Annotated in this window: 16 protein-coding genes and 1 pseudogene; 5 read left to right on the forward strand and 12 right to left on the reverse strand. The window is 67.1% G+C overall.

All coding sequences use genetic code 11. From position 1 onward, the window contains the following. Positions 1-39 precede the first annotated feature (39 nt). The 3 genes from NVU01S_RS08505 to NVU01S_RS08515 all read right to left on the reverse strand — a co-directional run bounded on the left by NVU01S_RS08505 (position 40) and on the right by NVU01S_RS08515 (position 2369). Complete coding sequence (locus tag NVU01S_RS08505) at positions 40-1134, reverse strand: CSLREA domain-containing protein (RefSeq protein ID WP_052280084.1); 1095 nt, start codon at positions 1132-1134, stop codon at positions 40-42. Between the two features lie 157 nt (positions 1135-1291). Next, a complete protein-coding gene (locus NVU01S_RS42075; RefSeq protein ID WP_043663152.1) occupies positions 1292-2017 on the reverse strand; it encodes an NIPSNAP family protein in 726 nt (241 codons plus the stop codon). A 31-nt stretch (positions 2018-2048) separates the two neighbouring features. Beyond that, on the reverse strand, positions 2049-2369 hold the full coding sequence (locus NVU01S_RS08515) for a DUF4873 domain-containing protein (protein WP_043663149.1): 321 nt from the start codon (positions 2367-2369) through the stop codon (positions 2049-2051). Positions 2370-2547: 178 nt separating this feature from the next. Here NVU01S_RS08515 and NVU01S_RS08520 point away from each other — a divergent pair, with 178 nt between their 5' ends. The 4 genes and pseudogenes from NVU01S_RS08520 to NVU01S_RS08535 all read left to right on the forward strand — a co-directional run bounded on the left by NVU01S_RS08520 (position 2548) and on the right by NVU01S_RS08535 (position 5941). Further along, positions 2548-3540 (forward strand): diiron oxygenase, encoded by a 993-nt coding sequence (locus NVU01S_RS08520; RefSeq protein ID WP_052280083.1) that lies wholly within the window; start codon positions 2548-2550, stop codon positions 3538-3540. Further along, the gene (locus NVU01S_RS08525) at positions 3537-4526 is read left to right on the forward strand and encodes an AurF N-oxygenase family protein (protein ID WP_043663617.1); all 990 of its coding nucleotides are present in this window, start codon (positions 3537-3539) and stop codon (positions 4524-4526) included. The genes NVU01S_RS08520 and NVU01S_RS08525 overlap by 4 nt, the downstream gene beginning before the upstream one ends. 2 nt (positions 4527-4528) lie before the next feature. Beyond that, a pseudogene (locus NVU01S_RS08530) lies at positions 4529-5613 on the forward strand (2Fe-2S iron-sulfur cluster-binding protein). Positions 5614-5620: 7 nt separating this feature from the next. Continuing rightward, positions 5621-5941 (forward strand): DUF4873 domain-containing protein, encoded by a 321-nt coding sequence (locus NVU01S_RS08535; RefSeq protein ID WP_043663147.1) that lies wholly within the window; start codon positions 5621-5623, stop codon positions 5939-5941. A gap of 7 nt (positions 5942-5948) precedes the next feature. On the opposite strand, the gene NVU01S_RS08540 is transcribed toward NVU01S_RS08535, so the two are convergent. The 7 genes from NVU01S_RS08540 to NVU01S_RS08570 form a co-directional block, all read right to left on the reverse strand. Next, entirely contained in the window at positions 5949-7220 is a 1272-nt protein-coding gene (locus NVU01S_RS08540; protein ID WP_082031779.1) for a sensor domain-containing diguanylate cyclase, read from the reverse strand. Between the two features lie 53 nt (positions 7221-7273). Next, entirely contained in the window at positions 7274-8083 is an 810-nt protein-coding gene (locus NVU01S_RS08545) for an SAM-dependent methyltransferase (RefSeq protein WP_043663142.1), read from the reverse strand. A gap of 162 nt (positions 8084-8245) precedes the next feature. Next, a complete protein-coding gene (locus tag NVU01S_RS08550; protein WP_043663615.1) occupies positions 8246-9454 on the reverse strand; it encodes an ROK family protein in 1209 nt (402 codons plus the stop codon). 43 nt (positions 9455-9497) lie between these two features. Beyond that, positions 9498-10733, reverse strand: coding sequence for a sugar ABC transporter permease (locus tag NVU01S_RS08555; RefSeq protein ID WP_043663141.1), 1236 nt, complete (start codon positions 10731-10733; stop codon positions 9498-9500). Further along, positions 10730-11512 (reverse strand): ATP-binding cassette domain-containing protein, encoded by a 783-nt coding sequence (locus NVU01S_RS08560; RefSeq protein WP_043663138.1) that lies wholly within the window; start codon positions 11510-11512, stop codon positions 10730-10732. The genes NVU01S_RS08555 and NVU01S_RS08560 overlap by 4 nt, the downstream gene beginning before the upstream one ends. Positions 11513-11622: 110 nt before the next feature. Then, positions 11623-12699, reverse strand: a complete 1077-nt coding sequence (locus NVU01S_RS08565) for a sugar ABC transporter substrate-binding protein (RefSeq protein ID WP_042261546.1) — start codon at positions 12697-12699, stop codon at positions 11623-11625. 175 nt (positions 12700-12874) lie between these two features. Beyond that, positions 12875-13471 (reverse strand): NAD(P)H-dependent oxidoreductase, encoded by a 597-nt coding sequence (locus NVU01S_RS08570; protein ID WP_043663134.1) that lies wholly within the window; start codon positions 13469-13471, stop codon positions 12875-12877. Positions 13472-13673: 202 nt separating this feature from the next. Here NVU01S_RS08570 and NVU01S_RS08575 point away from each other — a divergent pair, with 202 nt between their 5' ends. Further along, complete coding sequence (locus tag NVU01S_RS08575; RefSeq protein WP_043663131.1) at positions 13674-14618, forward strand: alpha/beta hydrolase; 945 nt, start codon at positions 13674-13676, stop codon at positions 14616-14618. Positions 14619-14662: 44 nt separating this feature from the next. Here NVU01S_RS08575 and NVU01S_RS08580 read toward each other — a convergent pair whose 3' ends face one another. Together NVU01S_RS08580 and NVU01S_RS08585 are read right to left on the reverse strand one after the other, a co-directional pair. Then, positions 14663-15151, reverse strand: a complete 489-nt coding sequence (locus tag NVU01S_RS08580; protein WP_244467074.1) for a shikimate kinase — start codon at positions 15149-15151, stop codon at positions 14663-14665. Positions 15152-15194: 43 nt separating this feature from the next. Next, positions 15195-16706, reverse strand: coding sequence for a flavin-containing monooxygenase (locus tag NVU01S_RS08585; protein ID WP_043663128.1), 1512 nt, complete (start codon positions 16704-16706; stop codon positions 15195-15197). Between the last annotated feature and the right edge of the window lie 8 nt (positions 16707-16714).

Below are 16714 nucleotides of genomic sequence, written 5' to 3' on the forward strand. Positions count from 1 at the left end.
CCATCGCGGATTTCCTTCTGCTCGTGTGTATTTCGAACCTCAGCGCAGACCCGCGTCCGGTCGCACGGCATCGCCGGCGGCCGTCAGATCGCAGGAGTGGTCATTGCTGAGGTTGCCGCCGGTGGACAGGATGGTGGCGAACACCTTCTTACAGTTCTGTTCGCCGAGGCCCGCGGTGTTCTGCGCAATGGTCGAGCCGCGCAGGATCAAATGCCCCATACCGGGATTGAACACATCGGTGAACTGGTAGGGCAACGTATCGAGATACGCGGGCGCGATATTGATCCCGCCGCCGCCTTCGTCCGCGCTGTTCCCCGTCACGACGGAGTCGATGAGCACCACCTCACCGACGCCCCGGATATCGAGACCGCCACCGCGCCCGGCGAATCCGCCGAACCGATACCACTTGACGCGCGGGTTGACGACGCGATTGTCGGTGATCGCGGTGCGAGTGAAGGTGCAGGTGTTGTCGCAGCGCACACCGCCTGCCTCACCCGCCGCGTTGGCGGTGACGATGCTGTCGGTCATCCGCATATCCGCGACGGGGATGTTGAAGATACCGCCGCCGTAGTCGGCCGCGTTCCCGACCACCGTCACGTGATCGAGAACCAGCTTGCCGGAGTTGGCGATTCCGCCGCCGCCGGTCTCGAACAGCGGAATCTCGTGCTCTGTGGCGTTGCCGCCGGTGATGGTCAGTCCGGACAGCGACACGTGCGCGGTGGTGAGCATGACCCGGTCCCGATGACCCGCGTCGATGACCGTGCGGTCCTGGCCGGCGCCCTCGATGGTGGTGTCCGCCGTGACATCGAGGTCACCGGTGGCCGGATCGATGAAGGGGCCGTTGGTGTTCCAGAAGTTCGGCGCAATGGTGAGCTCGTAGCGGCCCTCGGGCACCCGAATCGTGCTGCCCGGCCGCACATTCGCGGCCTGGATCGCCGCGCGCAGGGTGCACTCCCCCGCGTCCGTACGACACACACCGTCGAACGGGTTCGCGACCGCGCCGTCCGCGGTGGTCGTGACGGTGTAGCTGCCGGGTCCGGCGGCCGAGCCGGTCTCGGCCACGGCAGGGATCGGCGCGCTGTACAGCGCGCCGAGTACCACCACACCGATCATCGACAATGACGAGATCTTCATCCGACCAACCACTCTCGGCGCGACTGCTGCGGGATGAGACAGCTTTCGCTGCGCTGTCTCGGTGCTTCGGTTCTAACAGACCCGAAAGTCACGCCGGGGCGTGTCGGACACTTCCTTCACGAATGCACAATTCTGCTGGGCAGATCGACAGGAACCCTCAGCGCAGCAGTGAACGGGCGGTCGGCGCCAGCCGCAGTCGCTCGATCGGGCGCGACACCCACTTGCCCAACTCCGGCAGCACCCGCTCGGTCCAGGTGGGTTCGGCCAGCGCGCGCAGATGCGCCTCGCGCCACGCCGCGCTCTCGAACAACGAGAACACCACGACGGCCCGCTCATCGCGCACCGGCAGCGGCGCAAAGGTATTCGGTGTGGGATCGGTGACGTACAGTCCGGTCAGCGTGCCCCCCGTCAGTAGCAACGCGCGGCGCACCCGCTCGTTGAAGAACGGCGCGAACTCCGCGAGCGGGGTGTCGGGGTAGAAGATCGTGACGAGCAGCCGCGAGTCCGGCAGATCCGTGACCGCCACACCGGCGCGCGTGCCCGTGAGCCGCAGTGCGTGCTGCGTTGAAACAGGCTGCAGCAGCAATGCATTGGACGTGTCGACCATGGTCGCGCGCGCGGCGGGGGCATGCGTCCGCCAGGCTGCACCCTCTACATAGAAGGCGTTGAGCGCGGCATCCCGGGACGCCATATCGGGGAACGCGCGAATCCAGACGAACCGATCCGGATCGTCTTCGTCGCGGAACTGGCCGACGATGCGCATGCCGACGGCCTCCTGCGTTTCGACGAGTTCCCGATCGAACAGGTCGATCATGGTGTCCCGGGTACCGGGATGCAGCGTGTACTGCCTGAGTTCGACCACGGGCCAAACAGTTTCGGTCATCGGACAACTGTGCCATCGCACGCCGACAGTTTCACGCCAACGGATAGGGCGGGGTGCTCTTACCCATGATTCGGTACCGATTCCACAGGTCCCGGTCGCCGATCACCGCGGGCCGTGCCGCGGCGTCGGTCCGCACCACGCACGGCGTGCGTTGTTCGTCGCCGAGCACCTCGGTGAGCGCGTCGTCGGCGTCGACCCGGCCGACCCACCGGTACACGCCGTCGGTGGGCTCGGGATATCCCCGCAACTCCACGCGCACCGGCACTTCCACGCCGCGCACCACGAGGGTCGCCGCCCCGAAATAGTCGGCGCGGTCGTGCGGACTGCCGTCGGCTGCACCACGTTCAGTCATGGCGACCTCCTGGAAGCTGACGAAACCGTGTCTCAGACAATCTTGACAATACGCACCGCGAGTTCCAGACTCAAGGGAGATCGGTACCAGCGGTACCGGATAAAGCATGTCACGATCGTGCGCCGTTGCGGGTCGACGCCGAGGACACCCGTGCGCGACCCGAAGGGAGCCGATCCCGATGGCAACCCCGATTCCCGACCCGAGCGAATTCCCTCGGCCGGACACCAGCTCAGGCGGCCCGGTGCGGCGCCGCCGCACCGTAACCGACCGCGACCTCAGTGCGCGCCGGTTGCTGCTCGACGCGGCCGAGGAGACCTACGACGGCGATCTCGACATCGATTGGGCGGCGCCGATCGACCCCGGAAAGCATTGGCTGCCCCAGCATCTCGGCACTATTCACGACACCTGGGTGTGGCGCCGGATGAGCGCGGAGCAGCGTGCGACGCTGGCCAGGTACGAGCTGGCCAACCTGCTCACGCTCGCCATCTACGCCGACGCCGCCCGGTCCATGCTGCTGTTCCGCGACATCATCGAGGCGTCCGGGCCCGCGGACGACCGCACCCGCGCCGCACTCGCCGCCATCCACGCCGACAGCCGCACGATGGCCATGTTCGGCCGCATGGTGCACAAGAGCGGGCTCGCCCCTTACCGGCGACCCGTACTCGCCCAGACAGTCTCGCGACTCATTCTGCTCACGCCGAAGAACACCGCGGCCGCGGCGGTGACGCTGCTGATCCAACAGGCGATGCACGACGTGGCCGACACGATCGCGAACGACCCGGAAATCCAGCCACATCTGCGTCAGCTGATGAAGATCCATCAGGCTGCCGCCAGCCGCAACCTGGCCTATGCGCAAGACCAACTGCGCGCCGAAATCGAGGAGCACGGCACGGTTTCCAACACAGTCGCCGCGCTGTGGGCCGCCGCCGCGACAGCTGCGCTCTACCCGGCGCTCATCGCACCGCGCCCCTATCGGGCGGCGGGAGTACCGCGTAGGCACGCGCTCCTCGCCGCCTATCTGAGCCGGCACTACGCGGAATCCGCCCGGGCATTAACTGAATCCTTTGTGCGACAAGGTATTCAGGCCGGACTGTTCGACGGACCGGTAACCACGACCATTCTCCGGCTGGGTCGCGTGTGGCCCGGTTCCACATCGAGGAGGCACCGATGAGCACCCCCACCAAACATGCCGTCAGCACGGCGGGCATGTCGACCACCCGCGCCAAGAACGTCGGCGATCGGCAGAAGACCGCGCAGCGGCTGCTGCGTTCGGCTGCCGATCGCGCCTATGACGGTGAGGTGGACATCAATTGGGACGCGCCGCTCGAGCCGGGCAAGCGATGGATGCTCGACCACCGGCAGACCCTGTACGGCACCTACCTGTGGGACCGGCTCACCGACGAGCAGCGCGGCACCCTCGGCATGCACGAGGCGGTCAGCGCGCTGAGTTTCGGCATCCTCGCCGAGACCGCGCTGTCCACGTTTCTGCTGCGGCAGGTGATCGAATACCAGAATCCCGGCGACGAGCACAGCCGGTACGCGCTGGCCGAAGTCGGCGAGGAGACCAGGCATTCCACCATGTTCAGCCGGATGATCAACAAATCGGGACTGCGCGCGTACCAACCGTTCATTCCCAAGCCACTGCTCAAAGCGGTGCGGCTGGTCGGGCTGGTTCCGATGGGCCCGGCGACGCTGGCCGGACTGCTGCTGGTCGAGGAAACCCTCGATCGGCTGCAGCGGGAGAACATGGACGATCCGCAGATCCAGCCACATATGCGCCAGCTCAACAAGATTCATGTACTGGAGGAGGCCAGGCACATCACCTACGCCCGGGAAGAACTGGTCCGCCAGATCGCCGCGCGCGGCAAGCTGGTGAACGCGGCGCACCGACTCGCGTTCGCCATCATGGTGTTCGGTATCCAGCCCGCCATCGTGACGCCGCGGGTCTATCGCTCGGTGGGCATCCATCCGCTGCACGGACTGGTCGTGGCACTACTCAATCCGCACTATCAGGAGAACGCGAAGTTCGCCGGAGAGATGTTGCTGCGCTACGGATACGAGGTCGGCATGGTGCGCGGCGCGGTCACCACCCGCATCCTGCGCCTGGCCCGTGCCCTGCCCGACGACGTGCTCGCCGAGCTGTCGCGGGCGGCGTGACGATGACCGAACCGGATGTCGCGCCGCCGCGGACCGGGCAGGCGCCCACCGCTACCGCGAATACCCATGTGCACGAACTGACGATCGTGGAGGTGATCCGTGAGACGCCGGACACCGTCTCGCTCGTCTTCGAGGTGCCCGATCTGCTCGTCCCTCGATTCCGTTACCGCCCAGGGCAATTCCTAACCTTGCGGATCCCGAGTGCCCGGGCCGGCTCGGTGGCGCGCTGCTACTCGTTGTCGAGTTCACCGCACCTCGACGACGATCTGATCATCACCGTCAAACGGACCGAGGCGGCTACGCCTCGAACTGGCTGTGTGACAACGCTGTTCCCGGCCTGCGCGTGACGATGCTGTCCCCGTCCGGTGTCTTCACACCGAGATCGCTGGACGCCGACCTGCTGATGATCGCCGCGGGCAGCGGGATCACCCCGATCATGTCGATCATCAAGTCGGCCTTGCTCGCGGGCACCGGAACGACCTACCTGTTCTATGCCAACCGCGACGCGGGCTCGGTCATCTTCGGCACCGAGCTGGCCGGGATGATGACGGAGTATCCGGACCGCCTGATCGTCGACCACTGGCTGGTGTCGAGCATGGGCCTGCCCACCGCCGCGGCACTCACCGAACGGCTCTGGCCGTATACCGGATTCGACGCCTTCCTCTGCGGGCCTGCGGCTTTCATGCGGACAGCACGGGCGGCCATGCTCGCGGCGGGCATGACCGAACGGCACGTGCACACCGAGATCTATCAATCGCTGACCGGCGATCCCTTCGCCGATATCGTGCTCGCCGCGGACGACGCCGAAACACCGGCCACCGCGACGGTGCACCTCGACGGCAGGCGGCTCGAGCTGGCCTGGCCTCGGCACACACCGTTGCTCGAGGTGCTGCTGGCCGCCGGTCACGACGCGCCCTACTCCTGCCGGGAGGGCGCGTGCAGCGCCTGTGCCTGCACGGTGCGCTCGGGCGAGGTCCGCATGCTCCGCAACGACACACTGGTCGATGCCGATCTCGCGCTCGGCCTCACGCTGGCCTGCCAGTCGGTCCCGCTGACCGAGCACGTCGACATCGCCTTCGACCAATAGTGCCCCGATGGACGACTACGACTACGTGGGCCCCGCGACCGTCACCGTGGGCGGCCAGGGCATCGCGGTAGAGCTGGTGCTGCGCGGGCACTTCCAGGGCATCGACGGAATCTATCGCTGGTACGGGCGGATCCGGCCGAATCCGGAACTCGCCGCCGCGGTGGGCGACCGCGCGGAGGGGACGGTCGAGACCGCGTTCGGCACTGCGGCGGCCGTGTTCGGCGACCTCGATTTCTGGGACCGCTACCGCGTCTCGGGGCGCAGCACCCCGCCGTTCTTCGTGCCGAAAAGCTTGGCCGATCTGGACGATTCGGCGCCGAGCGGGTGAGTTCGGCTCAGCGTTCCCGGAACCGCAGCGGCCGGGCCCCCTGGGCGGCCTTGTTGCGGTACATGGCGGTATCGGCCGCATGCATGAGTTCGTCGGGGGCGGCGGGTACTTCGTCGAGGAAGACGGTGCCGATGCTGGCGCCGACGGTCACCAGATGATTCTGCACGGCTATCGGCTGCACCAGCGACTGCGCCAGTGCAGCCGAAACCTTTGCCAATTGCTCTGCACACGAGCACTTTTCGACCAATACGATGAATTCGTCGCCGCCGAGCCGCGCGACCAATCCGCCGAACGGCACCACGGCGCCCTGTAGTCGCTCCCCGACGACGCGTAACACCTTGTCGCCCACGGTGTGTCCCCAGACGTCGTTGATCTCCTTGAAACCGTCCAGATCCAGGTAGCACACGCCGATCGGCGGATCGGCGTTCGCCAGCCGGTCGAAGAACAACGTGCGGTTGGGCAGCCCGGTGAGGCTGTCATGATTGGCGTCGTGCCACAGCCGGTCGGCCAGTTGCTTGCGTTCGGTGACGTCGACCGCGACGCCGATCAGGAACCGCACCTGGCCGGTGTTGTCGCGCACGGCCGACATCGACAGGTCGATGGTGGTGACGGTGCCGTCGGGCCGCAGATGATCGGTCTCCAGCCGGAAGCGGTCCGCCGCGCCGCTGAGCAGCCGCTGCAGTTCGTCGAAGGCGTAGCCGATATTCGCGGGTCCGAGCAGTTCGGCGACCGAACGCCCCGGCATCACCTCCACCGGGAGACCGAGCATGTCGGCCATCGCCGCGTTCGAGTCGAGCACGTTGCCCATCACGTCGATGGTGCCGATGCCGACCGACGCGCCCGCGAAGACCGCGGCGAACCTGGCCTCCGAGAGCTGCCGCTTCGCCTCGGCCTCCTGGGCCGCGGCCAAGGTCGCGACCAGGGTCGCCTCCTGCTCGGCCAGCGCCGCCGAGCGCAGGGCCGCGGTACAGCCCGCCGCGAACTCGGCGGCGGCGAGCACGGCCCGGTCCCGGATCCGCTCGTACTCCGGTCCACTGTGCGCCGCGCACAGGTCGTTTACCAGATCCCGGCAGATCACCACCACCGAGCGGCTGACCGCCACCGCGTCGCGATAGTTCGCCGCGATCAGCACCGCCGCCGCTTCCCTGGCGACGGCGAGTTCAGCCGTGCCGAGCACCACCGCCGCCAGGGCTTCGGCCAGTCCGGCCAGCATGGCTTCGATCTGGGATCGCGTGAGCGTGGGAGCCACCGCGCCGTCGAGCGCGTCGGCCCACCGCACCGCTAGCTCCTGCGACCCCACTCAGGGACCCCCTGCCGGCTCGTGGTCGGGCTTCAGGCCTTTCGGCCGACGCCGGCCAGACCGAGCGAACGGCCCGGCGTCTCGTGCAGATCGCGGTCCGACTCCGGGCGCCAGACCGGCAACTCCACCACGCCGGGCTCGACCAGCTCCCATCCTTCGAACATAGCGACGATCCCTCGGCGATCGCGAAAATGGATACCGATTCGTTCCTTGTTCGTCGCGTTGTCGCCGAGTTTGCTCGCGTCCTCGGGCCGCAGCTCGGAGGTCAGATGCGAGATCGCCACGTAGCTACCCGGCTGGACCGCGGCGCGCAGCTGCGCCACCTTCGCGATCGGCTCGTCACTGTCGGCGAGCAGGTGCAGCACCGCGACCAGCAGCAAACCGACCGGTTGGTCGAAGTCGATCAGCCCGGTATCGCCCGCCTTGGCGAGCAGTTCGGCCGGCTTACGCAGATCCGCCTCGATCGCGCCCGCCCGGTCGTTGCCGCGCAGGATCGCCCGCGAATGCGCCACCGCCACCGGATCGATATCCGCATAGAGGACGCGAATATCGGGGTCAATACTCTGCACCACCTCGTGCACATTTCCGGCTGTCGGAATCCCCGACCCGATATCGAGGAATTGGCGAATTCCGGAATCGGCCAGGAAACGCACCGCACGCCGCAGGAATGCCCGGTTGCTCAGCGCCAACCTGGGCAAATCGGGCACCAGCGTCTTGCCCATCTCCGCGGCTTTGCGGTCGATCTCGAAATTGTGCGAACCCCCGAGCAACGCGTCGTACATACGCGCCGGGCTCGCCTGCTGCATATCCACGCCCTCGGGTGCCCACGCCGGCCTATCCATCGAAACCCCTTTATTTGCTCACGATCGAACTCGCCGCACCAGACCGGCCTACCCACCCGGGCGTCGTGTGCCTGATCACCCGGACAGTGCTGTGCGAATGATAGTCGGGTTCGGTGGCCTGCGGGTAGATCGGAAGCGACGGGGGTTGGCGCACACCCGATTTCATGCGCCCGCGGCGGAGATCCGGGCCAGCGTCTGCACCGGGTCGGTGAGCACGTCGGCGAAGGCCAGCTCGGCCGCGCCGATCAGGGTCGCATCACCGCCCAGGGACGAGGTGCGCAGGCGCACCCGCTCCCGGACCGCGAGCAGGCTCTCGACCGCCACCCGGCTGCGCACCTGCGCCGCCGAGGCGAGATAGATCTCCCGCAGCACCCCGCCGAAGACGACCATCGACGGGTTGAAGATGTTCACCAGGTTCGCGACGCCGTATCCGAGCCAGTCCCCTACCTGATGCAGCGCGTCCCGGGCCGTCGAATCGCCGCGGGCCGCGGCCTCCACGATCGCCTCCACCGCGGCGCGGCCCGGCGGATCGGTGCGGCCCGCGGCCGCGATCAGGCCCAGCTCGCCCGCCTCGGCCTCCAAGCAGCCGCGGGATCCGCAGGCGCAGGGCCGCCCGTCCCGGTTGACCACCATGTGGCCGACCTCGCCCGCGTAGCCGCCCTCGCCGCCGAGCAGCTGGCCCCCCATGATGATGCCGCCGCCGATGCCGACGTCACCGTGCAGATAGATCAGATCGGACAGACCGGCGCCGACGCCGCGCTCGCATTCGGCGAGTGCGCCGAGATTGGCGTTGTTGCCGACCACCACCCGCAGGCCGAGATCGAGTTGCCGAGTCAGCTGCTCCCCGAAGGGGACATCGACCCAGCCGATGTTCGGGCCGTAACGGACGACGCCGTCCTCCTCGCGCACCATGCCGCAGAACGCCACCCCGACACCGACGCATCGAGCCTCGCCCGCCGCCCCGCCGATCAAGCCGCGCGCCATCGACGCCAACGTATCGATCACGTCATCCGGGTCGAAAGTCCCTGTCGGGCGCACGGTTTCGACCTGATCGAGCACCGAGCCGCCCAATCCCACCCGAGCCGCGGCCAGCCGATCGGCGCCGACATCGAGCGCGACGACATAGACCCGGTCCGACTCCGGGCGCACCACCAGCGACGGGCGTCCCGCCTTGCCGGTCTGACCGGGAAGTTCCTCCCTGATCAGACCGGCGGCGGCGAGATCGGCCGTCAAGGCCAGGATGGTGCTGCGGTTCAACCCCATTCGCTCGGCGAGCGTGGCACGCGAGACCTGGCCGTCCCGGTGCACGTGCCGCAGCAGCACGGCCAGATTCCGCCTGCGGATCTCCTCCGGCGAAGAAGCCGGTCGCATGGTCACCGCCTCTCCGCGTCTGGTGTCCTCGGTACCCGGGCAGCTAACCGCCGAGGCGGGTGCGTTTGCGCGACAACGCGTCCACGCCGGCCGCCAAGAGCAGCACAAATCCTGTCACAACGAATTTCGTGCCCGCGCTGTAGCCCATCAAGCCCATGCCGTTGTCGATCACGGCTACCACCGCGGCGCCGAGTACCGCGTCCAGCATCCGGCCCCGCCCGCCGAACAGGCTGGTACCGCCGATGACCGCGGCGCCGACCGCGAGCAGCAGCACGCTGCTACCGCCGGTGTTGGGGTCGACCGAATTGGCACGCGACGCCGCGACCAGACCGCCGACCGCGGCCATCGTCGAACACAGCACGAATGCGGTGATCTTCACCCGGTCCACCGTGATACCGGCGCGCCGGGCCGCTTCGGCGTTCCCGCCGACCGCGTAGATATGCCTGCCGAACGACGTGCGGTTGAGCACGAAGGTCCACAGCAGCAACAGAACCGCGATCAGCGGAACGACGATCGGCATGCCCTTGAGCGAGTGCAACTCCGGGTTGCGGCTGCGTTCCCCGTTGAGCACCAGCACCGCGATGCCGAGCACCACCGCCACCGCGACGATCCGCGCCACGATCACCGGCATGGTCTCGCCGGTCAGCCCGAGTTTGTTGCGGGCCCGCAGTTTTCGATACTGGAGCACCGCGAACCCGGCGACCAGGAGCACGTACATCAGCCAGCCGAGCAGCGGCGGGACGTTCTTGTTCGCGATGGCCAGGATGGTGTCGTCGCGGATGGAGATATTGCGGCCGTTGTCCATGATCTTCAGCGCGACACCTTGCAGCGCAAGGAAAGCCGCGAGCGTCACCACGAACGACGGAATGCCGATCTTGACCACGATGGTGCCGATCGTCAGGCCGATCACCACGCCGGTGAGCAGCGAGACCAGCACCGCCACATACCAGGGCCAGCCGCGATCGGTGAGCAGCACCGCGAGCACCGCGGCGCAGACGCCGCTGGTGAATCCGGCCGAGAGATCGATCTCGCCGAGCAGCAGCACGAAGATCAGGCCCATCGCGATCACCGCAATCGCCGCGCCCTGGGTGAACAGGTTCGCGAAGTTGGCCTCGGACATGAAGACCGGGCGCGCGACCCAGAAGACACAGGACAGGATCACCAGCGCGAGCACCGACGGCAGCGCGCCCATGTCGCCGCTGCGGACCCGCCCGACATACTCGTTCACGAGCTCGGAAACCGGTGCGGTGGCGGGCTTTTCCTTCTCCAACAGGCTCATCGGTTGGCTCCGTTCGCGTCCAGGCCGAGATCGCCGCTGCGCCCTGCCGTAATGAGTTCCACGACTTGGCCGTGCGTCACGTCGGAGGTCCGCACCTGCGCCGCCATCCGGCCCAGGTACAGCGCCGCGATCCGATCCGATACCGCGAAAACGTCGTTCATGTTGTGTGAGATGAGCACCACCGCGAGACCGCGGTCGGCCAGTCGGCGCACCAGTTCGAGCACCTGCTGGGTCTGCGCGACGCCCAGCGCGGCGGTCGGCTCGTCCAGGATCACCACCTTGCTGTTCCACAGCACGGCTTTGGCGATCGCCACCGTCTGCCGCTGCCCGCCGGACAGGCTCGACACCTGCTGCCGCACGCTCTTGACCGTGCGAACGGACAGGCTGGCCAACGTCTTTCCGGCCAGTTCCTCCATCGCGTACTCGTCGAGCACGATGCCGGTCTTCTTCTCCCGGCCGAGGAACATGTTCTGCACGATGTCGAGGTTGTCGCAGAGCGCCAGGTCCTGGTACACGATCTCGATGCCGAGCGCGGCGGCGTCGCGCGGGCTGTGCACCTGAACGGGATTGCCCTCGAACAGGAATTCCCCCGCATCGATCGGATGCGTGCCGCCGATGCATTTGACGAGTGTGGACTTGCCGGCGCCGTTGTCGCCGACGAGCGCGGTCACCTCACCCGCGTAGGCGGAAAAGGCCACGTCGTGCAGGACATGCACCGGTCCGAAACTCTTTTGCAGGCCGCGTAATTCGACTACCGGCGTACCGTTCCCGCCGGTCACCGGACCACCACCCGGATCGAATCGCCGCGCGATGCTTCACTCATTTACTGCTCCTAGGGGTGCCCCGTCCGCCGTCCCCTCATCGAAACGGCGGAAGGGGCGTGGCGGGATCAGATGCCGTTGTCCGCGCAGAGTTTCGCGAACTCACCGGTGCACAGCTCGTCCTTGGTGACGTAGCCGTCGGCGACGACATCCTTGACGTTGGCCGCGTAGATCGGCTTGGGCTCCAACAGCACCGAGGGCACGTCGGACTTGGACTCCGGATCCTTCACCGAGCCGTTCGCCTGTCCCTGCTGGCCCTTGGTCAGCGCGATGGCCAGCTCGGCCGCGGCCTCGGCTTCCTTCTTGATCGCCTTGTAGACGGTCAGGCACTGATCGCCCTTGAGCACGTTCTGCAGGCCCTGCACCGTGGCGTCCTGGCCGCTGACCGGGACCTGCCCGTTCAGCTTCTGCTTCTTCAGCACCGCGATCGCGGCGTTGGCCAGTCCGTCGTTGGCCGCGACCACCCCGCCGATATTCGGCGTGCCGGTGAGCATCTGCTCGAAAATGGTGCCCGCCTGGGTGTTATCCCATTCCGGCACAGCCTGATCCGGCCCCTTCACGAACTGGCCCGCGTCGAACTTCGGCTTGAGCACCGAGTCGTAACCCTGCTTCAGCAGCGTGGCGTTGTTGTCGGTCGGGCCGCCGTTCAGGTAAGCGACCACGGGATTGACCGCCTTCTTGTCGCTCAGGCACTTCTCCACGCCCGAGCCGAGCAGGCTGCCGACTTTCACATTGTCGAAGGACACGTAGAACTGGGCCCCGCCGCCCAGCGTCAGCCGGTCGTAGTCGATCACCGTGACGCCCTGCGCCTTCGCCTTCTGGATCACCGCTTTGCCGGTGCCGCTGTCCAGGTTCGTCATCAGCAGCACCGACGCGCCGTTGGTCATCATCTGATCGGCGATCGTCTGGAAGGCGTTCTTGTCACCCTGCGCGTTCTGGATGTCGGCCTTGACCCCGGCCGAGTCGAACGCCTGCTGCAGGTACTTGCGGTCCGCCGTCTCCCACCGCGCGGAGGTCTTGCTGTCCGGCAGGATCACCCCGATCTTGGCCCCACCCCCTGAATCCTTCGAGTCGTCGCCGCAAGCAGTCAGCGAAGTGAGCAAGGCGACCGAGACGGCCGCGACGCCGAGAATGCCCTTACGCATGAGGGGGCCTTTCGTGGAACCACCGCCCCGGAAAGGCCTGGGCGGTCGAGGTCGAGCGAATGTTGTTCGCTGCAACATATTCGACTGTGACCCAGCGCACAACCCACTCGAGCGACCATTTTGTTGTTTGAGATAACAATCAGGACACGAGAGCATCCGCTCACCCCAGCCCGCCTCAGCCCTCGGCCACCAACGCCGCGGCCAGCTCGCGCGCCTCGCCCAGCCAGGCGGAGCGGAGATCCGCGGTCGAATCGGTCACCGTCCGGAAGACCTTGCGGCGAATATCGTCGACGCCGATGTAGGGCAGCACGCAGGCCGCCCAGATCTGTTGCAACGGATCGCCGAACACGTCCCGCTCGCGCTCCACCGTGGTGTCGGAGGTGTTGAGGACCAGTGCCCGGCGCGCCCGGAGCAGGCCGACCGGCGCACCCGCCGCGGTGTCGAGCTTGTAGGCCACAGCGGGCGTGAGCACGCGCTGCACCCATCCGGTCAGGATGGCGGGCGGCATCCCCCACCAATTCGGGTGCACGAAGACCAGCGCATCGACTTCGGCCAGCTCTTCCTGATGCCGGCGCACCAGATCATCGCCCGGGACCGCACCCACGAGCGTTCCGGTCTCCGCCGCGGTCAGCAGTGGATCGAAGCCCTCGGCGTACAGATCGTGCGCGAGGACCGTTACTCCACGCTGCCGTAGCTCGTCGACCACCGCGTCGAAGAGCGCCCCGTTGAAACCGTCGGCCCGGGGATGTGCCAGGTACACCGCAATACGCATGGGGCAACTCTGCCGCAGCGCCCGCACCGGTCAACCATGGGTGGATGCCTGCGAGACGCCCAGGCGAACAGGGCGATTCGGCACACCCGGCGGATAGCAAGAAACTGGCATTTACGAACAACACTATTCGTGAAGTTGCGGGGCTGCTCTAGATTCGGGCACGGGATCGCACCGTTCGACGACCCCGCGGGAAGGACATCCGATGCCTCGACTCAGCAGGCTCCTCGTGGCTGTCGCCACCGTCATCGCAAGTCTCACAGCGCCTTTCGTGGTCAGCGCACCGGCGCAGGCCGCGGCGGGCACGGTTCGCTGGGAAACCCGGGTCAGCGACCGCATTCTCGATCTCGGCATCTCCTCGCCGAATCTCGAAGGCCCGGACTGGTCGGTCAAAGTCGTTCGCCTGCTGCTGCCGCCCGGCTGGACCAAGGAGACCACCAAGAAGTGGCCGACGGTCTGGGTACTGCACGGCGGCTTCGACGACCACAAATCCTGGACCGCCAAGGGCAACCTGGAAGCATTGACGGCGGGCCGGAACGCGATCTTCGTCCTGCCCGAAACCAGCTGGTGCAGCGCCTATTCCGACTGGTACAACGACCGCCGCGGCGGACCGCCCGCATGGGAGAAGTACCTGCTCGGGGATGTCCGCACCATTCTGGAGCAGACCTACCACGCCAACACCACGCGCGCCGTCGCGGGCAACTCGATGGGCGGGCTCGGCTCGATGAAATTTGCTGCGGCCCACCAGGGTTGGTTCAAGTCCGCCGCCTCGTTCAGCGGTAACGTCGACCCGTTGCACGCCTCGGGCGCGCCAGGTGAGCCGGACAAGCCGGGCCAAGGATGTGCCGCCGAGTGGGAGCGGGTCTGGGGTGACTACCGCGACGCCGAGGAGCGCAAGATCTGGGTCGCCAACAACCCGTACAGCCAGGCCGCGAAGCTCACCGGCATCCCCCTGTTCATCTCGTACGGCAAGGCCGATCCCGTCGAAGCGCGCGCCTACGAACAGAATTACCGTTTCGTCGACGAACTCCAGCGTGTCGGCGCTCAGGTAGACGAGCGCTATGTGGCGTCCCAGGGCCACAATTGGGATGCCTGGCAGGTGCAGATGCAGAACGCCCTGCCGATGCTGCTCTCCTCGATCGGCGCCTGACCGAACACCTCAGGCGACGTGCGGCAGCAACCCGTCGGCCGGGATCAGCTGACGGGACCGGCCAAGGCGGCGAGTTGATCGACCACCTCGCCGAGGGGCTTGTCCGTGTCGATCACAAGGGTCGCGGACGAGCGTAGGAGAGGCTCGATTTCGGCGGTGTCGGCTTCGATGCGGGCCCGTTCCTCGGGGGTCTTGCCGAAGGGGTTGGTGGCGCGGGTGGCGATGCGGTCGAGGAGCACCGGGAGCGCAGCGGTCAACAGGACCACCTCGACGCAGCGCGGGTAGAAGGTGTCCTGGTTGTAGACGGTGCCCGCGAGGAACAGCGGGGTGCCGGTGCGCTCGTGGTCGGAGATCAGGGCATCGATCAGGTCTTCGCGCCACTGCCGTTCGGTGCCGGTACCGTCGGGCAGCGGCAGCTCCTCGATCCACGGGCCGTAATCGGTGTCGACCACCTGGTAGCCGCGGCCCGCCAGCTCGCGCAGCACCGTCGATTTTCCGGTGCCCGACATCCCCGTCACCAATATCACCGCCACCGGTTCAGCCTAGAGCCCGATTCGGCGGCGGATGTTTCGTCGCTCAGGGCGCGGTGACCAGATCAGCAGACCGCACCGCCGATTTCGGGGTGGCCGCGAGGGTCTTGTCCAGATCGGTGCGCAGCGTGAAAACCGAGTCGAGCAGATAGTTCTGCCGGACCTTCCACGGACGACGATCACCTTGCCGGGGGAAGGCCCCGATCGCGCGCTGGATGTAGCCGGAGGTCAATTCCAGCAGCGGCTGTTCGACCAGGTCACTGTCCGGCTTCGGGACGACGGCGGCCGAGCCGCGGCGATCCATGTGGTTGATGATCTTGCACACCAGCCGCGAGGTGAGGTCGGCTCGCAGCGTCCACGAGGCGTTGGTGTAGCCGATGCACACGGCGAAGTTGGGCACACCGCTCACCATGGTGCCCTGCCAGACGAATTGATCTGCCAGCGCAACGGTTTCGCCGTCGACGCGGGGCGCGATGCCGCCGAAGGCGAGCAGCTGCAAGCCGGTCGCGGTGACCACGATATCGGCCGGCAGCACGCGACCGGACCGTAGCCGGATGCCCTCCGGCACGAAGGTGTCGATGTGGTCGGTGACGACCTCGGCCTTGCCCTTCTTGAGCGCCCGGAAGAAGTCCGCGCTCGGGGCGGCGCACAACCGCTGGTCCCACGGGTTGTAGCTGGGGGTGAAGTGCTCGGCCACCATCTGCTTGTCCCCGAGAATGCGCAAATTCAAGCGGGTCAACAGGTTTCGAGCCGACTCGGGACGCCGGCGGCAGTACTGATAGAAACCGATGCTGAACAGGATGTTCTTGGTCCGGATCACCCGGTGCGCCAGCTTCGGCGGCAGCAGTTCGCGGATCTTGTCCGCGCGCTTGTCCCGGCGCGGCACCGCACTGATCCAGGTCGGGCTGCGCTGCAACATCGTCACCTGCTCGGCGGCATCGGCCATCGAGGGCACGAGGGTGACCGCGGTGGCGCCGCTGCCGATCACGACGACGCGCTTACCGCGGTAGTCGAGCTCCTCGGGCCAGAACTGCGGGTGCACCACCTGGCCGGAAAACGAAGAGAGACCGGCGAATTCGGGCGTATAACCGTGGTCGTAGTTGTAGTAGCCCGCACAGGCGTAGAGGAAACCACAGGTCAATTCGCGCCGCACGGTGTCACCGGCGGCGTCGCGCTGTTCGAGAGTCAATGTCCAGCGGGCGGTTTCGCTCGACCAGTCGGCGGCGACCACCTTTGTCCCGTAGCGGATGTGCCGGTCGATGCCGTTCTCGGCCGCGGTTTCGTCGATGTAGCGCAGGATCGACGGCCCGTCGGCGATCGACTTCGCGTCGCGCCACGGCTTGAACGGATAGCCGAGGGTGAACATGTCGGAGTCCGAGCGGATCCCGGGGTAGCGGAACAGGTCCCAGGTACCGCCCAGCGCCGCCCGGGCCTCCAGAATGGCGTAGGTCTTGCCGGGGCACTCGGTCTGCAACCGGTACGCCGCGCCGATGCCGGACAGTCCGGCCCCGACGATGACGACATCGAGGTGTTCCGGGGCCTTGCCGCGCTCACTCATGGTTCCAG

The sequence above is a fragment of the Nocardia vulneris genome (assembly GCF_001613425.1).
In the GTDB taxonomy this organism is placed as follows: domain Bacteria; phylum Actinomycetota; class Actinomycetes; order Mycobacteriales; family Mycobacteriaceae; genus Nocardia; species Nocardia vulneris.

Excerpts from the sequence above, each read along its gene's own strand:
- NVU01S_RS08505 (WP_052280084.1), bottom strand. The coding sequence starts at position 1,134 with ATGAAGATCTCGTCATTGTCGATGATCGGTGTGGTGGTACTCGGCGCG.
- NVU01S_RS42075 (WP_043663152.1), bottom strand. The coding sequence starts at position 2,017 with ATGACCGAAACTGTTTGGCCCGTGGTCGAACTCAGGCAGTACACGCTG.
- NVU01S_RS08515 (WP_043663149.1), bottom strand. The coding sequence starts at position 2,369 with ATGACTGAACGTGGTGCAGCCGACGGCAGTCCGCACGACCGCGCCGAC.
- NVU01S_RS08520 (WP_052280083.1), top strand. The coding sequence starts at position 2,548 with ATGGCAACCCCGATTCCCGACCCGAGCGAATTCCCTCGGCCGGACACC.
- NVU01S_RS08525 (WP_043663617.1), top strand. The coding sequence starts at position 3,537 with ATGAGCACCCCCACCAAACATGCCGTCAGCACGGCGGGCATGTCGACC.
- NVU01S_RS08535 (WP_043663147.1), top strand. The coding sequence starts at position 5,621 with ATGGACGACTACGACTACGTGGGCCCCGCGACCGTCACCGTGGGCGGC.
- NVU01S_RS08545 (WP_043663142.1), bottom strand. The coding sequence starts at position 8,083 with ATGGATAGGCCGGCGTGGGCACCCGAGGGCGTGGATATGCAGCAGGCG.
- NVU01S_RS08550 (WP_043663615.1), bottom strand. The coding sequence starts at position 9,454 with ATGCGACCGGCTTCTTCGCCGGAGGAGATCCGCAGGCGGAATCTGGCC.
- NVU01S_RS08555 (WP_043663141.1), bottom strand. The coding sequence starts at position 10,733 with ATGAGCCTGTTGGAGAAGGAAAAGCCCGCCACCGCACCGGTTTCCGAG.
- NVU01S_RS08565 (WP_042261546.1), bottom strand. The coding sequence starts at position 12,699 with ATGCGTAAGGGCATTCTCGGCGTCGCGGCCGTCTCGGTCGCCTTGCTC.
- NVU01S_RS08570 (WP_043663134.1), bottom strand. The coding sequence starts at position 13,471 with ATGCGTATTGCGGTGTACCTGGCACATCCCCGGGCCGACGGTTTCAAC.
- NVU01S_RS08575 (WP_043663131.1), top strand. The coding sequence starts at position 13,674 with ATGCCTCGACTCAGCAGGCTCCTCGTGGCTGTCGCCACCGTCATCGCA.
- NVU01S_RS08585 (WP_043663128.1), bottom strand. The coding sequence starts at position 16,706 with ATGAGTGAGCGCGGCAAGGCCCCGGAACACCTCGATGTCGTCATCGTC.